Annotated in this window: 19 protein-coding genes; 10 read left to right on the forward strand and 9 right to left on the reverse strand. The window is 69.5% G+C overall.

The window, feature by feature from the left end; all coding sequences use genetic code 11:
* Positions 1-67: 67 nt before the first annotated feature.
* Positions 68-1912: a hybrid sensor histidine kinase/response regulator gene (locus KCG34_RS19765; protein ID WP_211937317.1), complete on the forward strand. Its 1845-nt coding sequence runs from the start codon at positions 68-70 to the stop codon at positions 1910-1912.
* 3 nt (positions 1913-1915) lie between these two features.
* On the opposite strand, the gene KCG34_RS19770 is transcribed toward KCG34_RS19765, so the two are convergent.
* A complete protein-coding gene (locus KCG34_RS19770) occupies positions 1916-2692 on the reverse strand; it encodes an anti-sigma factor family protein (RefSeq protein WP_211937318.1) in 777 nt (258 codons plus the stop codon).
* Positions 2692-3189, reverse strand: coding sequence for a sigma-70 family RNA polymerase sigma factor (locus KCG34_RS19775; RefSeq protein ID WP_211937319.1), 498 nt, complete (start codon positions 3187-3189; stop codon positions 2692-2694). Before KCG34_RS19775 ends, KCG34_RS19770 begins: the two co-directional genes overlap by 1 nt.
* Positions 3190-3325: 136 nt before the next feature.
* Between KCG34_RS19775 and KCG34_RS19780 the strand changes: the two genes are divergently transcribed.
* Positions 3326-4621 (forward strand): S8 family serine peptidase, encoded by a 1296-nt coding sequence (locus KCG34_RS19780; RefSeq protein ID WP_249138091.1) that lies wholly within the window; start codon positions 3326-3328, stop codon positions 4619-4621.
* 94 nt (positions 4622-4715) lie between these two features.
* On the forward strand, positions 4716-5468 hold the full coding sequence (locus KCG34_RS19785) for a hypothetical protein (protein WP_211937321.1): 753 nt from the start codon (positions 4716-4718) through the stop codon (positions 5466-5468).
* 59 nt (positions 5469-5527) lie between these two features.
* Here the strand turns inward: KCG34_RS19785 and KCG34_RS19790 are convergent, their stop codons facing one another.
* From KCG34_RS19790 to KCG34_RS19800, 3 genes are all read right to left on the reverse strand, one after another.
* A complete protein-coding gene (locus tag KCG34_RS19790) occupies positions 5528-6307 on the reverse strand; it encodes a retropepsin-like aspartic protease family protein (protein ID WP_211937322.1) in 780 nt (259 codons plus the stop codon).
* A gap of 65 nt (positions 6308-6372) precedes the next feature.
* Positions 6373-7731, reverse strand: a complete 1359-nt coding sequence (locus tag KCG34_RS19795) for an ATP-binding protein (protein ID WP_249138092.1) — start codon at positions 7729-7731, stop codon at positions 6373-6375.
* Between the two features lie 10 nt (positions 7732-7741).
* Positions 7742-8449, reverse strand: a complete 708-nt coding sequence (locus tag KCG34_RS19800) for a response regulator (protein WP_211937323.1) — start codon at positions 8447-8449, stop codon at positions 7742-7744.
* Positions 8450-8883: 434 nt separating this feature from the next.
* On the opposite strand from KCG34_RS19800, the gene KCG34_RS19805 reads away from it, so the two are divergent.
* From KCG34_RS19805 to KCG34_RS19820, 4 genes are all read left to right on the forward strand, one after another.
* Positions 8884-9093, forward strand: a complete 210-nt coding sequence (locus KCG34_RS19805; RefSeq protein WP_211937324.1) for a cold-shock protein — start codon at positions 8884-8886, stop codon at positions 9091-9093.
* Positions 9094-9228: 135 nt separating this feature from the next.
* Positions 9229-9585, forward strand: coding sequence for a DUF6481 family protein (locus tag KCG34_RS19810; protein ID WP_211937325.1), 357 nt, complete (start codon positions 9229-9231; stop codon positions 9583-9585).
* An 18-nt stretch (positions 9586-9603) separates the two neighbouring features.
* A complete protein-coding gene (locus tag KCG34_RS19815; protein ID WP_211937326.1) occupies positions 9604-9747 on the forward strand; it encodes a hypothetical protein in 144 nt (47 codons plus the stop codon).
* An 8-nt stretch (positions 9748-9755) separates the two neighbouring features.
* Complete coding sequence (locus KCG34_RS19820; RefSeq protein WP_211937327.1) at positions 9756-10019, forward strand: hypothetical protein; 264 nt, start codon at positions 9756-9758, stop codon at positions 10017-10019.
* A 27-nt stretch (positions 10020-10046) separates the two neighbouring features.
* On the opposite strand, the gene KCG34_RS19825 is transcribed toward KCG34_RS19820, so the two are convergent.
* From KCG34_RS19825 to KCG34_RS19835, 3 genes are all read right to left on the reverse strand, one after another.
* Positions 10047-10463, reverse strand: a complete 417-nt coding sequence (locus KCG34_RS19825; RefSeq protein WP_211937328.1) for a hypothetical protein — start codon at positions 10461-10463, stop codon at positions 10047-10049.
* 142 nt (positions 10464-10605) lie between these two features.
* Positions 10606-11013: a dihydroneopterin aldolase gene (gene folB / locus KCG34_RS19830; RefSeq protein WP_211937329.1), complete on the reverse strand. Its 408-nt coding sequence runs from the start codon at positions 11011-11013 to the stop codon at positions 10606-10608.
* 126 nt (positions 11014-11139) lie between these two features.
* The gene (locus tag KCG34_RS19835) at positions 11140-11886 is read right to left on the reverse strand and encodes an SDR family oxidoreductase (RefSeq protein ID WP_211937330.1); all 747 of its coding nucleotides are present in this window, start codon (positions 11884-11886) and stop codon (positions 11140-11142) included.
* 199 nt (positions 11887-12085) lie between these two features.
* On the opposite strand from KCG34_RS19835, the gene KCG34_RS19840 reads away from it, so the two are divergent.
* The 3 genes from KCG34_RS19840 to KCG34_RS19850 all read left to right on the forward strand — a co-directional run bounded on the left by KCG34_RS19840 (position 12086) and on the right by KCG34_RS19850 (position 15137).
* A complete protein-coding gene (locus KCG34_RS19840; RefSeq protein ID WP_211937331.1) occupies positions 12086-12556 on the forward strand; it encodes an NUDIX domain-containing protein in 471 nt (156 codons plus the stop codon).
* A gap of 133 nt (positions 12557-12689) precedes the next feature.
* Complete coding sequence (locus KCG34_RS19845) at positions 12690-14129, forward strand: aldehyde dehydrogenase family protein (protein WP_211937332.1); 1440 nt, start codon at positions 12690-12692, stop codon at positions 14127-14129.
* An 84-nt stretch (positions 14130-14213) separates the two neighbouring features.
* Positions 14214-15137, forward strand: coding sequence for an alpha/beta hydrolase (locus KCG34_RS19850; RefSeq protein WP_211937333.1), 924 nt, complete (start codon positions 14214-14216; stop codon positions 15135-15137).
* On the opposite strand, the gene KCG34_RS19855 is transcribed toward KCG34_RS19850, so the two are convergent.
* On the reverse strand, positions 15134-16327 hold the full coding sequence (locus KCG34_RS19855; RefSeq protein ID WP_211937334.1) for a Na+/H+ antiporter NhaA: 1194 nt from the start codon (positions 16325-16327) through the stop codon (positions 15134-15136). The two genes, KCG34_RS19850 and KCG34_RS19855, sit on opposite strands and share 4 nt — an antisense overlap.
* Positions 16328-16386: the final 59 nt, after the last annotated feature.

Genomic DNA, 16386 nt, shown 5'->3' on the forward strand with positions numbered 1-16386 from the left:
GTCGGGCGCGTGAAACCGCGTTCGGGAGCGGCCGATCTACTGGAGCCTCGCGCGACAAGACGCCCGGATGCTGCTGAAGAAGATCACCGCCACCAGCGTCGTTGTGCTGTCGATAGTGATCGTCGCGCTGGCGGTCAGCTATGTGGTCGATGTTTACCTGTTCCACACCCCGGAGCAGTTCGCTCCGGTGCATACCACGGTGGTCGCCCTGCTGGTCGGCTCGCCGGTCAGCTTCATCATCATCAGCCAGCGCTTCGACGCCACGCTGGCGCGCGAGAAGCTCGCCGAGAGCGTAGCGGCGAAGGACTGGGCGGCGGCCGAGGCGCAGGCTCGCCGCCACGAAGCGGAAGCGGCGCGTGTCGCGGCCGAGGCGGCGCTGAAGCAGGCCAGGGAGAGCGAGGCCCGCTATCGCATGCTGGCCGAGAAGGCCACCGACATCATCGTCCGCTATGACGCCGACGGTATGGTCGAGTACGTCTCGCCCTCCATCCGGCTGTTCGGCTTCCGGCCGGAGGAGATCGTCGGCCGTCACGCCAACGAATTCGTGCATCCCGAGGACGAGGCCGGGGTGCGCGAGCGGCGCCAGCAATTGGTCAGCGATCGCCCGGTGACCGCCCAGCGGCGGGCGCGCATCCGTACCGCCTCGGGCGGCTGGGCCTGGGTCGAGGGCAGCCCCTCGCCGATCCGTGACGAGGGAGGCAAGATCGTCGGCGCCGTCACCGTGCTGCGCGACGTCACGGCGGCCAAGGTGATGGAGGACGAGCTGGTGCGCCAGCGCATCGCCGCCGACGCCTCCAATGTCGCCAAGGCCGAATTCGTCGCCAATATGAGCCACGAGATCAGGACGCCCTTGACCGGGGTGATCGGCTTCGCCGGCCTGCTCGAGCGGATGGACGACTTGCCCGAGCGAGCCCGGCGCTATGTGGACCGCATCATCATGGGCGGCCAGGCCCTGCTGGCGATCGTCAACGACGTGCTGGACTTCTCGCGGCTGGACGCCGGCCAGATCGAGCTGGACCCCCAGCCTTTCCAACTGGACAGCTTCTTGAAGGACTCGGTCGATCTGGTCGCCGCCGACGCGCGGGCCAAAGGCCTCGAGCTGACCACCGAGCGCAAAAGCCCCTTGCCTGCCACCGTGTTCGCCGACAGCGGCCGGGTGCGCCAGGTGCTGTTGAACCTGCTCAGCAACGCCATCAAGTTCACCACCGAAGGCTCGGTGACCCTGACCGTGGCTTATGAGCCGGAGGAGGGCGGGCGGCTGCGGTTCACCGTCGCCGACACCGGCCCCGGCATATCGGCCGAGCACGCCAGCCGCCTTTTCCAGCGCTTCTCGCAGATCGACGCCTCCAACACCCGCGAGCACGGCGGCGCCGGGCTGGGCCTGGCCATCTCCAAGGGCCTGACCGAGATGATGGGCGGCGACATCGGCGTCGAGAGCGGCGAGGGCCGCGGCTCGACCTTCTGGTTCACCGTCGCCGCCCCGGCGGTGCAGCTGGAGACCGTGGCGGGCGAGGCGCCACAGGTTTTGGACATCCCGCCCATGCGGGTCCTGATCGTCGACGACGTGGCGGCCAACCGCGAGCTGGTCAGCCACATGCTGGCGCCCTACGACCTGCAGCTGACCGAGGCCGAGAACGGGCTGGAGGCGGTTGAGGCGGCGCTGAACACGCCCTTCGACGTGATCCTGATGGACCTGCAGATGCCGGGCATGGACGGCCTGGCCGCCACCCGGGCCATCCGCGCCAACTCCGAGATGAACAAGCAGACGCCGATCCTGGCGGTCAGCGCCAATGTGCTGCCCGCCCATGTGGAAGCCTGCCGCCAGGCGGGGATGAACGACCACATCGGCAAGCCGATCAATCCGCGCGAGCTGATCGGCAAGATCGACCGCTGGACCGCGGCGGCCGCCTGAGCCTCAGTGCCGCCAGCCGCGCGCCCTGGCGGCGGCCTCCTCGCCGGCGTCGAGCGGAGCGCCCTGGATCAGGTTGTCGACCGCGCTCGTCACCGGCGCGGGGATATCCGTGGCGGCCTGACGGAAGGCCGGGCCCTGGGCCGAGGCGGGATTGGCCACGGCCATGCGGATATGCCAGCCCGACGGCTCGCGACAGGCCAGGCCGGCGAAGCCGTCGCCTTCCTGCACCTGGAAGGTGCGGCAATAGCGGCCGTCGGTGCTGCGGAAACTGACGCCGATGCGCACCGCCTGTCCCGAGGCCGGCGCCGCCGACGCCAGTTGCTGCTCCAGCGCGCCGGCCAGCGGCCCTTGCGCCGTCAGGCTGCCCGCCGGTCCGCCGACCAGGGGGCCGCCACCGGCCAGCCCGGCTTGAGGGGCGAAGCGGATGGCGACGCCGGCCACCAGCACCACCGCCGCGGCGGCCGAGGCCCAGCCGGCCCAGGCCGGCAGGGCGCGCGGCTTGCGCGCCGCCGCCGCGCGTCTCGCCCGGGCCTGGCCCAGGTCGACCACGTCGGCGGGGGGCCTCTGCTGGGACTGGATCGCCTCGACCAGGCGGTCGGGCGGGGCTTCCTCCAGGGCGCCGCCGAAGGCCCCGGCCAGCTTTTCCCGCAGGCGTCGCTGGGCCTGGATGCGCCGGGCGAGGGCGGCGTCGGTGCGGGCGGCCTTGTCGATCCGCGCGCGCTCGATCTCGTCCAGCTCGCCGTCGACATAAGCCATCAGGGTTTCGTCTTTGATACGCATCACTCGCCGTCCACGCCTTCCAACTGTTCGACCAGGGCCATGCGACCGCGCACGAGCCGGCTGGTCAGGGTGCCCATGGGGATATCCAGGGCCTCGGCCGCCTCGCGGTATGATAAACCCTCGATCAGCACCAGGGCGACCGCCAGCCGCTGGTCCTCGGGCAGGGCTGCAAGGGCCCGCTCGGCCGCGGTGGCCGCCAGCCGCGTGTCCATGTCGGCGACGCCGGCGTCGGCCACCCGGTCCAGGGCGTCGTCCTCCGCCATCACCCGGCCTCGCCGGGCCCTCTGACGCGTCTCGTCGATCCAGGCGTTCTTCATGATGCGGAACATCCAACTGTCCAGGCGGGTCCCGGGGCTCCATTGGGCGCGGCTTACGAACGCGCGCTCGATCGCGGTCTGCACCAGGTCGTCGGCGTCGGCGTAGTGGCGGGTGATGACCCGAGCCATGCGCCTCAGCCGGGGCAAGAGTGCGACCAGATCCCTCTGGAAGCCGTCCAAGGTCCCTCCTTCAGGCCTCATGGATCAAACGAAAGCGGGCCATCGTTTCATCCCAACAGGAGAAAGCTTTCGAATCCGCCTCCGAAGGCCCTAGCCTGAAGCTTCGATCAAGGGACCCGCCCACGCAATGCCGCCGATGCGCAAACCATGGACGTGCCTGCTGGCGGCCCTGGCCGGCCTGGCGTTCGCTGGGGCCGCCGACGCGCAGCGGCTGCCGGTGGTCGGCCAGGGGCCGGTCGGGGCTGTGCTGGGCGACGTGCGGGGCGACCTCGGCGCGGCGACCCGGGACGTGGCCGGCGACCTGCGCACGGCCGAGGGCGACCTGGCCGACCTGTCGCAAGCGAGGCTGGACTCGCTGCGAGCCCTGGTGCGCGCCAATCCGCACGCGCTCGACCTCGACGCCCATGGCCAGGCGATCGTCCGCGGCGAGGTCATGGCCATCGATCCGGCGCCGGATGCGCTGGAACGCGCGCTTCGGGCGGGGTTCAGCGTGCTGCGCGAGAGCGCGCTCGAGCCGCTGGGCCTGAAGCTCGTGATCCTGGCCCCGCCGGACGGGGTGGCTGCGCGCGAGGGCCTGCGGCGGCTGCGCAAGCTCGACCCGGGCGGCCAATATGATGTGGATCACATCTACGCCCCGTCTGGCGGCGCGGCCGGTCCATCTGCGTCGGCCGGCGAACCTGCCGGGCCGAAGGCAGGCGGCGCGGTGGTCGGCATGCTGGATTCCGGGGTCGACGCTGGCCACGCGGCCCTGGCCGGCGAGATCGCCGTGCAGCAGGGTTTCGCGCCCGGAGGGGTTGTTCCTGCGGCGCACGGTACGGCGGTCGCCTCGCTGATCGCCGGGCGCGGGCCAAAACTGGCCGCAGCCGCCCCCGGGGCGCGGTTGGTCGTGGCCGATGTCTATGGATCGGGTCCTACCGGCGGCTCTGCGGAGGCCATAGCCCGCGCCCTGGCCTTCATGGCGCAGCAGAAGGTGCGGGTGATCAATATCAGCCTGGTGGGGCCAGCCAACCTGACCGTCCAGGCGGCGGTGCGCGCCTCGATCGCGCACGGGGAGATGATCGTGGCGCCGGTCGGCAACGACGGGCCGGCCGCGCCGCCGCTCTATCCGGCGTCCTACCCGGGCGTGATCGCCGTCACCGGGGTGGATGGGCGTGGGCGCCCCCTGCCCGAGGCGGGGCGCGCCCTGCATGTAGACTTTGCGGCCGCAGGGGCGGACGTCCTGGCCGCCCAGCCCGGCGGCGGTTACGGGCGGGTGCGCGGCACCTCCTTCGCCGCGCCGATCGTCGCCGGGCGGTTGGCGTTGCTGCTCAAGGGCGAGACGGCCCCGTCTCGCGCCTTGGCCGAGCTGGCTGGCGGCGCACGCTCCGCTCACGGCGACCGCTGGCTGGGCCGCGGCGTCGTGTCGGCGGGCGGGCTCCGCGCCGCCGACTGAAAATTTTTCAAGGCGTCGGGATGAAAGCCCGAAGCCACGTCGTTGGTCCTGGTGAGAGGCGCTGAGCCGCCCCACGCAGACAAGGAGAACGACGATGCGTAAGCTTTCCCTGATCCTGGCCCTGGCCGCCGGCGCGGCCATGGTCTCCGCCTCCGCCCAGGCGGGCCCCCTGGGGCTCGGTGGCGGCGGCGGCCTGATGGGCGGCGGTGGCCTGGCTGGAAGCCTGGGCGGCTTGGGCGGCCTCGGCGGCGCCGGCGGCATGCTGAACGGCGGCCTGACCGGCTCGGCCTCCGGCCAGTTCGGAACCGGCGATGTCCTGGGCTCGGCGCAGGATGAGGTGAGCAACACGGCGAGACGCGTCCGCTCGCGCGCTTCGGACGCCGCCCAGACTGCCGGCGCCGCCGCTTCCAGCGCCAAGTCCAAGGCTGCGAATGCGGTTTCCGCCGCCAAGACCCAGGCGGCCTCGACCGCCCAGGATGCGCAAGGGGCGGCCGGCGGCCTGACGAGCCAGGCCGACAATGCCGCCAACAGCCTTTCGGCGGCAGGTTCGGCGGCGGGCTCGGGCTCGGCCAGCGCCACGCGCTCGGCACTCAGCGCCAACGGTTCCGGCGCTGGAAAGGGTTCGGCCACGGCGTCGAAGAGCTCCGGCTCGAAGGCGTCGGGGTCGGGCTCCAGGTCGACCACGGCCTCGTCTGGCGGCGCCTCGGGGCATGGCTCAGGCTCCCTCGGCGGACAGACCGCCTCGGCCTCAGGCGGCTCCTCTTCGGCCAAGGCCTCGGGCTCAGGTTCGGCTTCGAGCCCTGGCGCCTCGGCCAATCTCGGCGCCTCGGCCTCGTTCAGCGACTGAACCAGCCGCCTCGTCCGATGGTCCAAGAGCCCTTCCCTTCGCGGGGAAGGGCTTTTTGGTCATCGCCAGCGCAGTTTCAAGCGCTTGCCTTCGAACGAATAGGAGTCCAGCCGCTTGAAGAAGGCCATGCCCAGCAGTGAAGTGCGCATGGCCTGCTGGTTGATCGAGACGGGGACCTTGTCCAGCCGCAGGCCGCCGAGCGACAGGGCGTGGACAGAGGCGCGCGCGCCCAAGCCCTCGCCGTTGGCGGTTTCGTAGGGCGTATCGAAGTGAAGCGCGGCCATGTCGACCCCGACCCGGCGGGCGTCGTCCGGGCTCAGCACGATATCGCTGGCGCCGGTGTCGAACATGAATGTGACCGGCTGGCCGTCGACCCGGGCGACCGCATAGTACTGGCCGTCAGTGTCCTGGGTCAGCATCATCTCGTGCGAGGCCAGCGCCACCGGATGGGAAGGATCGAGCTCGGAGCGGACCTGGCCGGCCCAGCTGGCGAACTGGTCGCGAAAGCTGTAGCCGGCGACGAGCACCGCCGCCAGGGCGCCCCAGATCAGGCTGTAGCGCAGCGCCTGCCCCAAGGGGATCCGCCGCGCCAGCAGGCTCGACCCGACCAGGGCCAACATGCCGCCGCTCCAGGCTAGGTTCTCCCAGTCCATGGGTCCGTTCAGCCGCCCGGGATAGGCGCGGTTGAGGGCGTAGGCGCCGAGGCCGCCCAGGACCAGCACGGCCAGCAGGACGAGACCCCTACGGCCGGAGCGTGGAGTGGGCGGGGGCGGCTGCGGCGCCGGCTCGACGACCGGAGGTGGCGGAAGCTGCTCCCAGGGGCCTCTGATGTCCGCCATGCGCTATGATGATCCTCGTTCGACTCTGGGTTTTGTGCGGGCGGCGGCCGCCCAAGGCAAGGCGGCTAGCCGGGCAGGCGAATTATGGCGCGCAGCCCGCCAAGGGGACTGCGGTCCAGGGTCAGGTCGCCGCCCAGGCCTCTGACGACGTCGCGGGCGATGGCCAGACCCAAACCGACGCCCTTTTCGTTCTGGTTGCGCGCCTCGTCCAGGCGGTTGAACGGCTTGAACGCCTCTTCATAGCGGTCGGGCGGGATGCCGGGGCCGTCGTCGTCGACGGTGATCTCGACCCCGCCGCCGGATCGGGCTCTGGCCGCCACCACCACCTCCTCGCCGTGCGCGGCCGCGTTCATGATCAGGTTGGACAGGGCCCGCTTGAATACGTTGGGGCGCAGCTTGGCGATCAGGTCCGGCTCGATCTCAAGGCTCAGGCTCGCCCCGCCGCGCTCGGCGCCGTCGGCCACCACCTCGATCAGCTCGCGCAAAGAAGTCTCCTCGACCGCCTCGCCGCCCTGGCCGCGGGCGAAGGCGAGGTACTCATCGATCATGTGCTCCATTTCCGACAGGTCGCGCTTGATGGCGTCGACCCGCTTGCTGGGCTCGGCCAGGGCCGCCTCCAGCTTGAGCCGGGTTAGCGGCGTGCGAAGGTCGTGGCTGACCGAGGCCAGGAGCGCAGTGCGCTGGTCTATATGCCGCTGGATGCGCTCCTTCATGGCGATGAAGGCCTGGGCGGCCTTCCTGACCTCGCGCGCGCCGTGGGGCTTGAACTGGGGCACGTCGCCGCCGCGGCCGAAGGCGTCGGCGGCGTCGGCCAGGCGCTCGATCGAGCGCACCTGGTTGCGGATGAACAGGATGGCGACCCCGGTCAGCAGCACGGTGGCGCCGGTCATCCACAGGATGAAGATGTTGCTCTTGGTGGTCATGGCCCGGTCGCGGGGGGCGATCACTCGCAGCACCCCGGCCGTGACCTGGACGCGGATGTCGAGGTCCGCGGGATAGCGCGTCGAATCGAACCAGAAGGGCTGGTCCAGGCGGTCGCTCAGCGCCGCCTTCAGCGCCCGGTCGCCGGGCGAGATCAGGGACGCGCGGTTGCCGGTCGGCAGGGTGCGGCCCTCATAGAGCTTGACCGACAGGCCCAGGGACCGCTCGGCCTCGTTGGTCAGCTTGGTCAGGGCCGGCGGCGAGGGATCGCTCTGATAGGTCTCGACCACCCAGGCAATGTCGCCGGCCAGGCCCTCGGACAGGCGGGTGTTCACCTCCTGCCATTGGGCGTTGAAGAAGGCCCAGGTGACGGCGACCTGCATCAGGGCCACCGGCAGGACGATGATCAGGAGCGAGCGGCCGAACAGCGAACTCGGCAACCAGCGCTTGATCAGGCGCGGCCAGAACAGGCGCAGGGCGGATCGGGGCGAGAGCGAGGCCAAGCCGGGGGCTCTAGTCAGGGGCAAGCATGTAGCCGACGCCCCGCACGGTCTGCAGGTAGCGCGGGGCCTTGGGGTCTGCCTCGATCTTGCGGCGCAGGCGGGTGACCTGGACGTCCACCGCCCGGCCGCTCACGTCGGCGGTCTCGCGGGCCAGGTCCAGCCGGTCAACCGGCAGGTTGGCGTTGGCGGCCAGGCGACGCAGCAGCTGGGCCTCGGCCTCGGTCAGGCGGATCGGGGTCTCGCCCTGGAGCAACTCGCCCCGATCGACGTCGAAGCTGCAGCGGCCGAGAGAGAGCATTTTTGAACCGGCCGGCCTGGCGGCGGTGCGGCGCAGGATCGCCTCGATGCGCAGCAGGAGCTCCTGGGGTTCGAACGGCTTGGCCAGATAGTCGTCGGCGCCCAGGGTCAGGCCCTCGATGCGGTCGCTGGCGGCGTCGCGGGCGGTGAGCATCAGGACCGGGGTCAGGCGGGCCGGGGCGTGGTTGCGGACCCAGTGGGTGAGGGAGAAGCCGTCCTCGCCCGGCATCATCACGTCGAACACCAGAAGGTCGAACTCCAGCGCCAGCAGCAGGCGTCGGGCCGCGGCGGCGTCGGCGGCCACGCTGACGCGAAATCCGGCGCGGGCGAGAAACTCGCGCAGCAGGTCGCGGATCCGATCGTCGTCATCGACCACCAGGAGGTGGCGGTCGCGGGCGTCGGCGCCATTGCGGGCGTTCATCGAGCCTCCTTGCTCATGCGGACAGACCGCGGATCATAGACCATAGCCCGGGCGTTCGCAGGCTCACCAGACCATTGCTGCGTCCGGCCTGCGCTAATCGGCGCGATGCCCAGTCGGGCCTTTAGTGCGGGCGGCGCGGACCGCACCGACCCGACTCCGCCCGGATCCCAATCAGGCCGAACTCATTCGATTCGTTCATGAATAATCTGTACGGGGCGGCGTATCGTCACGAGAAAATTCAATATTATTGAGTTTTTCTGGACGGACGCCCTCGATTGATGGTAGATGAACCATCGAATATCGCTTTGGTTCGGCCGCTCTCTCTGCCTGGTCTTCTGGATCAGAATTCCGAGCCTGCAACGATCCTCTCCGAAAATTTGATCAGGCGCGTCAATCCCGTCGCGCGAGCAATGACACCGGAAAGGTGATTCAAAATGAATATCGGCACTGTGAAGTGGTTCAACGCCACCAAGGGCTTCGGCTTCATCCAACCCGACAACGGCGGCCCGGACGTGTTCGTCCACATCTCCGCGGTCGAGCGTTCGAGCCTCGGCTCGATCCATGAAGGCCAGAAGATCTCCTATGAACTCGAGCGCGACCAGCGCAGCGGCAAGATGTCCGCCGGCCAACTGCAGGCCGCGTAAGACCTCCGAGATCGGCCGGCCCGGGTGAGCACACCTGGGCCGGCCGAGCTCTATCTGACGCCAGACCTCACCGCCCAAGGGGGCGACAACCCCATCCGGCCCGGTTCGCGCCGCCCAAAGACCGCTCAAGGACCTATGAACGCAGCTTTGAACACCGGCTTCGCCGACCGCCTGAAGACCGCAGCCGAGGCCAAGAAGGCCCTGCTGGCCAAGCTCCAGCCCAGGCCCACGGTCACAGACCCCAACTTTACGCCTCGCTCCGCCAGGCAAGCCGCTGAACTCGACCGGGTCCGCGAAGAGCGCGCCGTGGCGCGAGCCGCGGCCCGACAGGCTGCGCTCGAAGCTCAGGAAGCAGCCCGCAAGGCCCAGCTGGACCTCGAAGCCGCCGACCTTGACGCCAAGCGCGGCCAGCGCAAGGAACGCAAGGCCCTGACGAAGGCCGAAGCCAAGGCCAAACGCGACGCCCGCTATGCGGCTCGCAAGGCGCGCTGACCCTCGGAAGCCGATCGCATGGCCCGTAAGCCGAACTATGATTTCGAACGCCGCGAACGCGAACGCCTGAAGGCGATCAAGCTTGCGGAAAAGGCCAACGCCAAGCGCGAGGCCAAAGAGCGCGACGGCGAGGCGCCGGCCGCCCCGCCCGAAGAAAGTTGAAGGCTCACGTGCAGACTACGACCCTCTATAACCATGAAACCGTCATGCTCGATGGCGAGAGCTTCGAGGACTGCGAATTCCGCTCGTGCCGGCTGGTCTATGCGGGGGAGGCGCCGCCAAGCTTCGCCGGCTGCCGATTCACCGATTGCGAATGGAAGTTCGAGGGCGCCGCGGCCCGCACCCTGACCCACCTCAAGCGCGTCTGGGGCGCCGGCGGCAAGACCCAGATCCAGGCCCTGATCAAGGAGATCACGGGCGGCGGCGGGCGGTAGGGGACTGCGGGCGGATCGAGCCTCGCCTCAGACCAGCCAGCTCCTGGGCCGCGGATAGGCCAGGTCCTGGGCCAGGTGGATGGCGCCGGCGATGCACCGGGCGATCACCCAGACATAGATCAGGCTGAGGATCGCAAAACCCAGCTGCACGACCGGAATGCCGATCAGCACGATCGACAGCACGCCGCCGACAATCATCAGGACCGTGCCCAGAAGGCCCCAGGCCACCGCCATCCAGGCGGTGCGCACCTGGAACACGAAATGGGTGCGCATCTTTGGCCCCGCGGTCTGCAGGCCGACATAGGCGATCAGGAGGCCGATCAGGGCGGGCACGCCCCAGGCGACGGCCTGGAAGGCGTAGAGGGCGTAGACCACGGCCGGCAGGGTGCGATCCTCGTGGGCGGCGCCCACGGTCGGCGGAACGGCTCCTGTTGCGTTGGTCATGACGACGCCCCTGGCCTCCGGCGCCTTGCAGAACAAGGAATCAGCGACGCCCGAGGCCTTTATGAAAAGATGCGCACGGCCCCGCGGCCACGCAAGTGAAACCCACGTAACGCGCGGCATCAATTCGTCGCAGTGACCTATGTCACGAACGGGTAAGAATCATCTCCACCCCGGCCGCCGCGGCCTTGGGCGCCAGCGCCTCGGGCTTTTCCACCCGGACCCGCGCCTGCATCACCCGGACGTCCTCCAGGCATGCGCGGGCGAGGCGCTCGGCGAAGGTCTCGATCAGCATCACGTGGCCGGCGTCGGCTATGGCCTGGGCGCGGGCCACCACCTCTTCGTAGTTCAGGGTGTCGCTGATGTGCTCGATCGGGCCGGGCAGAATCTCGAGCTCGACGTCGATCAGCAACGGCTGCTTGCGCCCATATTCGTGGCCGTAGATGCCGACCTCGGCGTCGATGCGCAGTTCGCGCACGAACACGTGCAGCCGCGAGACCTGCGCCTGGGGCGCGTCGTCTGGCTGGACCTGTTTCGGCAGGGCGAAATTCATGGGCGCCGCAGGCTCCGGGTCACCGAGATCGCGGGACGTGGCCCGAGACCGTCATGGCGTCTTATGCAACGTTTTTGAGGCGGAAAATTGTGAAAGTCCGCCATCGGCCTTTCGATTTCCGCCACGTCAGGGGGCGATGATGTCGGGCGTGCGCCAGGAAAGATGCTGTCCTCCGTCGACGGCGATCATCTGGCCCGTCACGCTCCTGGCGTCAATCAGATAGGTCAATGCGCCGGCGATCTCCTCCGGGGTGGCGCGGCGCTTCAGGGGGATGTTGGCCGCCTCGGCGGCGAAGTCGGCGGCGCTCTGGTGCACCGAGGGCAGGGTGGGGCCGGGGCCGATGCCGTTGACGCGGATGCGGGGGGCGAGCTCCTGGGCCATCATCCGGGTGGCTTCCCAAAGGCCTGCCTTGCTGAGGGCGTAGCTGAAGAACTGTGGCGTGGGTTTGAGGACCCGCTGGTCCAGCAGGTTGACGATCAGCGAGCCGTCGGGCGCCTGGGCGGCGAAGGCCTGGGCCAGGAAGATCGGCGCGCGCAGGTTGGCGTCCAGGTGGGCGGCCCAGCCGTCCAGGGTCAGGCTCTCCAGCCGGTCGTCGTCGAACAGGGAGGCGTTGTTGACCAGGAGGGTCAGGGGGCCGAGGGCGTCGGTCGCCCAGTCGACCAGATCCTTGGGCGCCAGGGGGTCGCGCAGGTCCGCTTCCAAGAGCACCGTGCGGCGGCCCATGGCCTCGATGGCGTCGGACAGCGAGCGCGCGTCGCCGTCGAGCGCCCGGGCGTGCAAGGCAAGGTCGTAGCCGGCCTCGGCGGCCGCCAAGGCCAAGACCCGGCCGATGCGCCGGGGCGCGCCGGTGATCAGGCAGGCGCCTCTGGACATGCGGCCGGCCCGTCGAGGATCAGTCGCCGCGGCCGAACTCGTAGAAGTTCAGTCCCAGGATGACGAGAAGGAAGACGGCGATCATGCCGATGGCTTGCATGGCGGGTTCCTGGAGCTATGTCCAACACAAACGGTCCAAGTCCGCCTTTAGCGAGACGAGGCCCTGACCGCAAGGCCGCCCTCCTGTAGCTTCCCGACCATGCCGCTTCGACGCCTGCTCCAGCCCCTCATCCGTCCCACCTTCCATGCCTATGCCCGCGCAACACGCGGCGTGACCCTCGGCGTGCGCGGCCTTGTCACCGACGCGGCAGGCCAGGTGCTGCTGATCGAGCATACCTACGTCCCCGGCTGGTACATGCCGGGCGGCGGGGTCGAACACGGCGAAAGCGGCGAGGAGGCCCTGGCGCGGGAAATGGTCGAGGAGGCCGGGGTGGAGCTGATCGCACCGCCGCGGCTGGTTTCGATCCACTTCAACGGCGGGCGTTTCCGTGGCGACCACGTTCTTTTCTATCGCGTCGAGGCCTGGCGCGCCTGCCGGCCCACCTCGCGCGGCGAGGTCCGCAGGATCGCCTGGTTCGACCCGGCCGCCCTGCCGGACGAGACCACGCCTTCGACGCGGCGGAGGATCGCCGAGGCCCTGGACGGGACGCCGGTTGACCGCCGCTGGTGACCCACTGCAAGCGTCTTTAAACAGCACCCACCCGCTTTCGGGCTTCCCCCCTGATCATTGATCACCCATATTGCCGCGCGAATTGGCCCGACCGGAGTGATACGGGCCTCGCCGAAGGTTCGAGGAGGACGCGATGCGCGAATATCTGAAGTTCTACATCGATGGTCAGTGGGTGGACCCGGTCGCGCCCAAGCAGCTGGACGTGATCAATCCGGCCACTGAAGAGGTCTGCGGTCATATCTCGCTCGGGACCGCCGCCGACGTCGACAAGGCGGTCAAGGCCGCCCGCAAGGCCTTCGCCACCTGGTCGCTGACCAGCCGCGAGGAGCGGATCGACGTGCTGCAGCGGATCATCGCCGAGTACCAGAAGCGCTATGGCGACCTGGCCGCCGCCATCACCGAGGAGATGGGCGCCCCGGCCTCGCTGTCGCAGCGGGCCCAGGCGGCGATCGGCATCGGCCACCTGCAGACCGCCATCGAGGTTCTGAAGGCCTACAAGTTCGAAGAAGACCGCGGCCCGACCCGGATCGTCAAGGAGCCGATCGGCGTCTGCGGCTTCATCACCCCCTGGAACTGGCCGATCAACCAGATCGTCTGCAAGGTGGCCCCCGCGCTCGCCACCGGCTGCACCATGGTGCTGAAGCCGTCGGAAGTGGCGCCCTATTCCGGCTATATCTTCTCCGAGATCATGCACGCGGCGGGCGTCCCCGCTGGCGTCTACAACATGATCAACGGCGACGGCCCGGGCGTCGGCGCGGCGATCAGCGCGCACCCGGACATCGACATGGTCTCGTTCACCGGCTCGACCCGCGCCGGCATCGAGGTGGCCAAGGCCGCGGCGCCGACCGTCAAGCGCGTGGCCCAGGAGCTGGGCGGCAAGAGCCCGAACATCATCCTGGAAGACGCCGACATGAAGAAGGCGGTCGGCGGCGGGGTGATGCACGTGATGCAGAACTCCGGCCAGTCGTGCAATGCGCCGACCCGGATGCTGGTGCCCTCGAAGAAGATGGAAGAGGCGATCGCCATCGCGAAAGCGACGGCCGAGAGCGTCACCGTGGGCGATCCCAACGGCAACGTGCAGATGGGACCGGTGGTCTCGGAAGTGCAGTTCAAGAAGATCCAGGGCCTGATCCAGAAGGGCATCGACGAAGGCGCCACCCTGGTCACCGGCGGCGTCGGCCGTCCGGAGGGGATCGAGAAGGGCTATTTCGTGAAGCCCACCGTGTTCGCCAACGTCACCAACGACATGACCATCGCCAAGGAAGAGATCTTCGGGCCGGTGGTGTCGATCCTGGGCTATGACAGCGTCGACGAGGCGGTCCGGGTCGGCAACGACACCGAGTACGGCCTGGCCGCCTACATCTCCGGTTCCGACCAGGGCAAGATCCGCGAAGTGGCCGCGCAGCTGCGCGCTGGCCAGGTGGCCATCAACGGCGCCGGCGGCGACCTGATGGCGCCCTTCGGCGGTTACAAGATGAGCGGCAACGGCCGGGAATGGGGCGACCACGCCTTCGCCGAGTTCCTTGAGACCAAGGCGGTGCTCGGCTACACGCCCGCACAAGCGGCCGAATAGGTCAGGCGACCAAAGGGGCCGGCGGAGCGATCCGCCGGCCCTTTTTCTTTTCCGCGACAACAAGAAGACGAGGGGAGGGGCCAGATGCTCGACGCTCAGTTCAAGGCCATGCTCGATGCGGCCAAAGCCGCGGCCCAGCCGACGCTGGACACCCTGCCGCTGGACGTGGGCCGGGCGGCCTACCGTGCGATGCGCTTCGACGGCGAGGTGAAGTTCGGCGGCGAGGTCAGGGAGCTGAAGGTCGACGGCGCGGCCGGGCCGATCCCCGCACGCCTCTACACGCCCAAGGGCGCGCCGACGGTCGGGCCGGGGCTGATCTTCTATCACGGCGGCGGCTTCGTGATCGGCGACCTGGAGACCCATGACGGCCTCTGCCGGCGCCTCTGCGAGGTCTCGGGCGTGCGCATCATCGCCATCGACTATCGCCTGGCCCCTGAGGCCAAATTTCCGGCCGGGCACGACGATGCTGTGGCGGCGGCCAATTGGGTGTTCGCCCACGCCTACGAGATCGGCTTCGACCCGGCCCATATCGCGGTCGGCGGCGATTCCGCCGGCGGCAACCTGGCCGCCTCTGTCGCCATCAGCCTGCGCGACGCGGGCAAGAACCGCATCGCTTTCCAGATGCTGCTCTATCCGGTGGTCCAGTTCGGCGCAGACACGGAATCGATGAACGCCCTGGCCGACGGCTATTTCCTGACCAAGAAGGGCATGGACTGGTTTTCCGCCTGCCTGTTCGGGGACGGCGACAAGACCGATCCGCGCGCCAGCGTGCTGCACTGTCCCTCGCTGACCGGCCTGCCGCCGGCCCTGGTGGTCACCGCCGGGTTCGACCCCCTGAAGGACGAGGGCAAGGCCTATGCGGAGAAGCTGAAGGCTGCTGGCGTGCCGGTCGAGCACCGCGAATACGCCAACTTCATCCATGGCTTCTACAACATGGCGGGCGTCTCGCCGGCCGTGCCGCCGGTGATCGACGCTACGGCCCAGGCGCTGAAGGCGGCTTTGGCCTAAGCCGCTTCGTCGATCTCCGGGCGCAGTCGCCGCCGCTGGGCGGCAGAGGCCCCGAGCGCCAGGGCGCCGACGCCGGCCGAGACCGTTGCGGCGGCCATGACGGCGAGCGTGGAGCCGCTCGCGCCCGGATCGGGCGGCGGGAAGGCGAGGCCTGACAGGAACAGGCCGATGACCAGAGGCGAGCCGGCCAGGGCCGCCAAGCCCCAGAGCTCCAGCCAGCTGGCGCCGGTAGGTCGGCGGGCGAGGCCCATGCGGATGGCGATGAAGGTAGCGGCGATGACCCCGGCCGGCTTGCCGAGCACCAGCGCCGTGGTCAGGGCCAGGGGCGCTGCAGCCCAGAGCGGCGCGCCCGCGACCGGGATTCCCGCCGCCGTCAGGGCGAACAGGGGCAGGACGGCGAAGTCGACGTAGGGCTTCAGGGTCCTAAGATAGTTGCGCAGCGCCGCCTCGTGACCAGGGCGGCGGCCGGTGCCCGGCACGGTCAAGGCTGCGGCGAGGCCGGCCAAGGCGGTGTCGATCCCGGACTTGAGCACGAAGCCCCATAGCAGGAGATAGCCCAGGCTGCGGAACAGGAACGGCGCGTCCTTCCATTCCGACAGGGCGATGAGGCCCATCAGGGCCAGGGCCGCGCCGGCCAGCGGCCAGGTATGGATCTGGCCGGTGTAGAGCAAGGCGATCAGGACGGAGACGGCGAGCTGGCCGGCGACAGTCATGGCCTGCAGGAACACCTTCAGCGACTGGGGCAGGCCGCGGCCGACCAGGGACAGGACCGCCAGGGCGATGACCCCGTCATTGGCCGCAGCGACCGGCCAGGCGCCGTCCGATCCCCCGCCGCGCCAAGTCAGCGCAAGGCAGAGAAGGATGGGGACGACCATGCCGCCCAGGGCCGCCAGGGCCGGCAGGGCCAGGCGGCGGGGGCTGGAAAGTTCACCGCGCAGCACCTCCTGCTTCAGCTCAAGGCCGATGACGAAGAAGTAGAGCGCCATCAGTCCATGGCGGATCCAGGCGCCCCGGCTCATGGTCTCGGAAAAAGCCCCGATCCGGACGGTGAAATCCATCCCGATCAGGGTGAAATAGCGGTGGGCCTCGGGCGAGTTGGCCAGGGCGAAGCCAAGCAGCGCCGCGCCTGCGACCGCCGCCCCGGCGGCGGCCTCGGTCCTCTGCGCGTCCAGGCTGAAGCGAAGGGCCAAGGGGGTCCTTTCACGCGGTCGGCGGCGACACGCCTGCGGTTAGCATGCGTCGCGCCATA

The organism is Phenylobacterium montanum (assembly GCF_018135625.1).
GTDB lineage: Bacteria > Pseudomonadota > Alphaproteobacteria > Caulobacterales > Caulobacteraceae > Poindextera > Poindextera montana.

Bases quoted from the DNA above. Each gene is read 5' to 3' on its own strand.
- KCG34_RS19785 (WP_211937321.1), top strand. From the start codon at position 4,716: ATGCGTAAGCTTTCCCTGATCCTGGCCCTGGCCGCCGGCGCGGCCATG.
- KCG34_RS19815 (WP_211937326.1), top strand. From the start codon at position 9,604: ATGGCCCGTAAGCCGAACTATGATTTCGAACGCCGCGAACGCGAACGC.
- folB (WP_211937329.1), bottom strand. From the start codon at position 11,013: ATGAATTTCGCCCTGCCGAAACAGGTCCAGCCAGACGACGCGCCCCAG.
- KCG34_RS19805 (WP_211937324.1), top strand. From the start codon at position 8,884: ATGAATATCGGCACTGTGAAGTGGTTCAACGCCACCAAGGGCTTCGGC.
- KCG34_RS19840 (WP_211937331.1), top strand. From the start codon at position 12,086: ATGCCGCTTCGACGCCTGCTCCAGCCCCTCATCCGTCCCACCTTCCAT.
- KCG34_RS19790 (WP_211937322.1), bottom strand. From the start codon at position 6,307: ATGGCGGACATCAGAGGCCCCTGGGAGCAGCTTCCGCCACCTCCGGTC.
- KCG34_RS19765 (WP_211937317.1), top strand. From the start codon at position 68: ATGCTGCTGAAGAAGATCACCGCCACCAGCGTCGTTGTGCTGTCGATA.
- KCG34_RS19810 (WP_211937325.1), top strand. From the start codon at position 9,229: ATGAACGCAGCTTTGAACACCGGCTTCGCCGACCGCCTGAAGACCGCA.
- KCG34_RS19800 (WP_211937323.1), bottom strand. From the start codon at position 8,449: ATGAACGCCCGCAATGGCGCCGACGCCCGCGACCGCCACCTCCTGGTG.
- KCG34_RS19780 (WP_249138091.1), top strand. From the start codon at position 3,326: ATGCGCAAACCATGGACGTGCCTGCTGGCGGCCCTGGCCGGCCTGGCG.
- KCG34_RS19770 (WP_211937318.1), bottom strand. From the start codon at position 2,692: ATGCGTATCAAAGACGAAACCCTGATGGCTTATGTCGACGGCGAGCTG.
- KCG34_RS19835 (WP_211937330.1), bottom strand. From the start codon at position 11,886: ATGTCCAGAGGCGCCTGCCTGATCACCGGCGCGCCCCGGCGCATCGGC.
- KCG34_RS19845 (WP_211937332.1), top strand. From the start codon at position 12,690: ATGCGCGAATATCTGAAGTTCTACATCGATGGTCAGTGGGTGGACCCG.
- KCG34_RS19850 (WP_211937333.1), top strand. From the start codon at position 14,214: ATGCTCGACGCTCAGTTCAAGGCCATGCTCGATGCGGCCAAAGCCGCG.
- KCG34_RS19825 (WP_211937328.1), bottom strand. From the start codon at position 10,463: ATGACCAACGCAACAGGAGCCGTTCCGCCGACCGTGGGCGCCGCCCAC.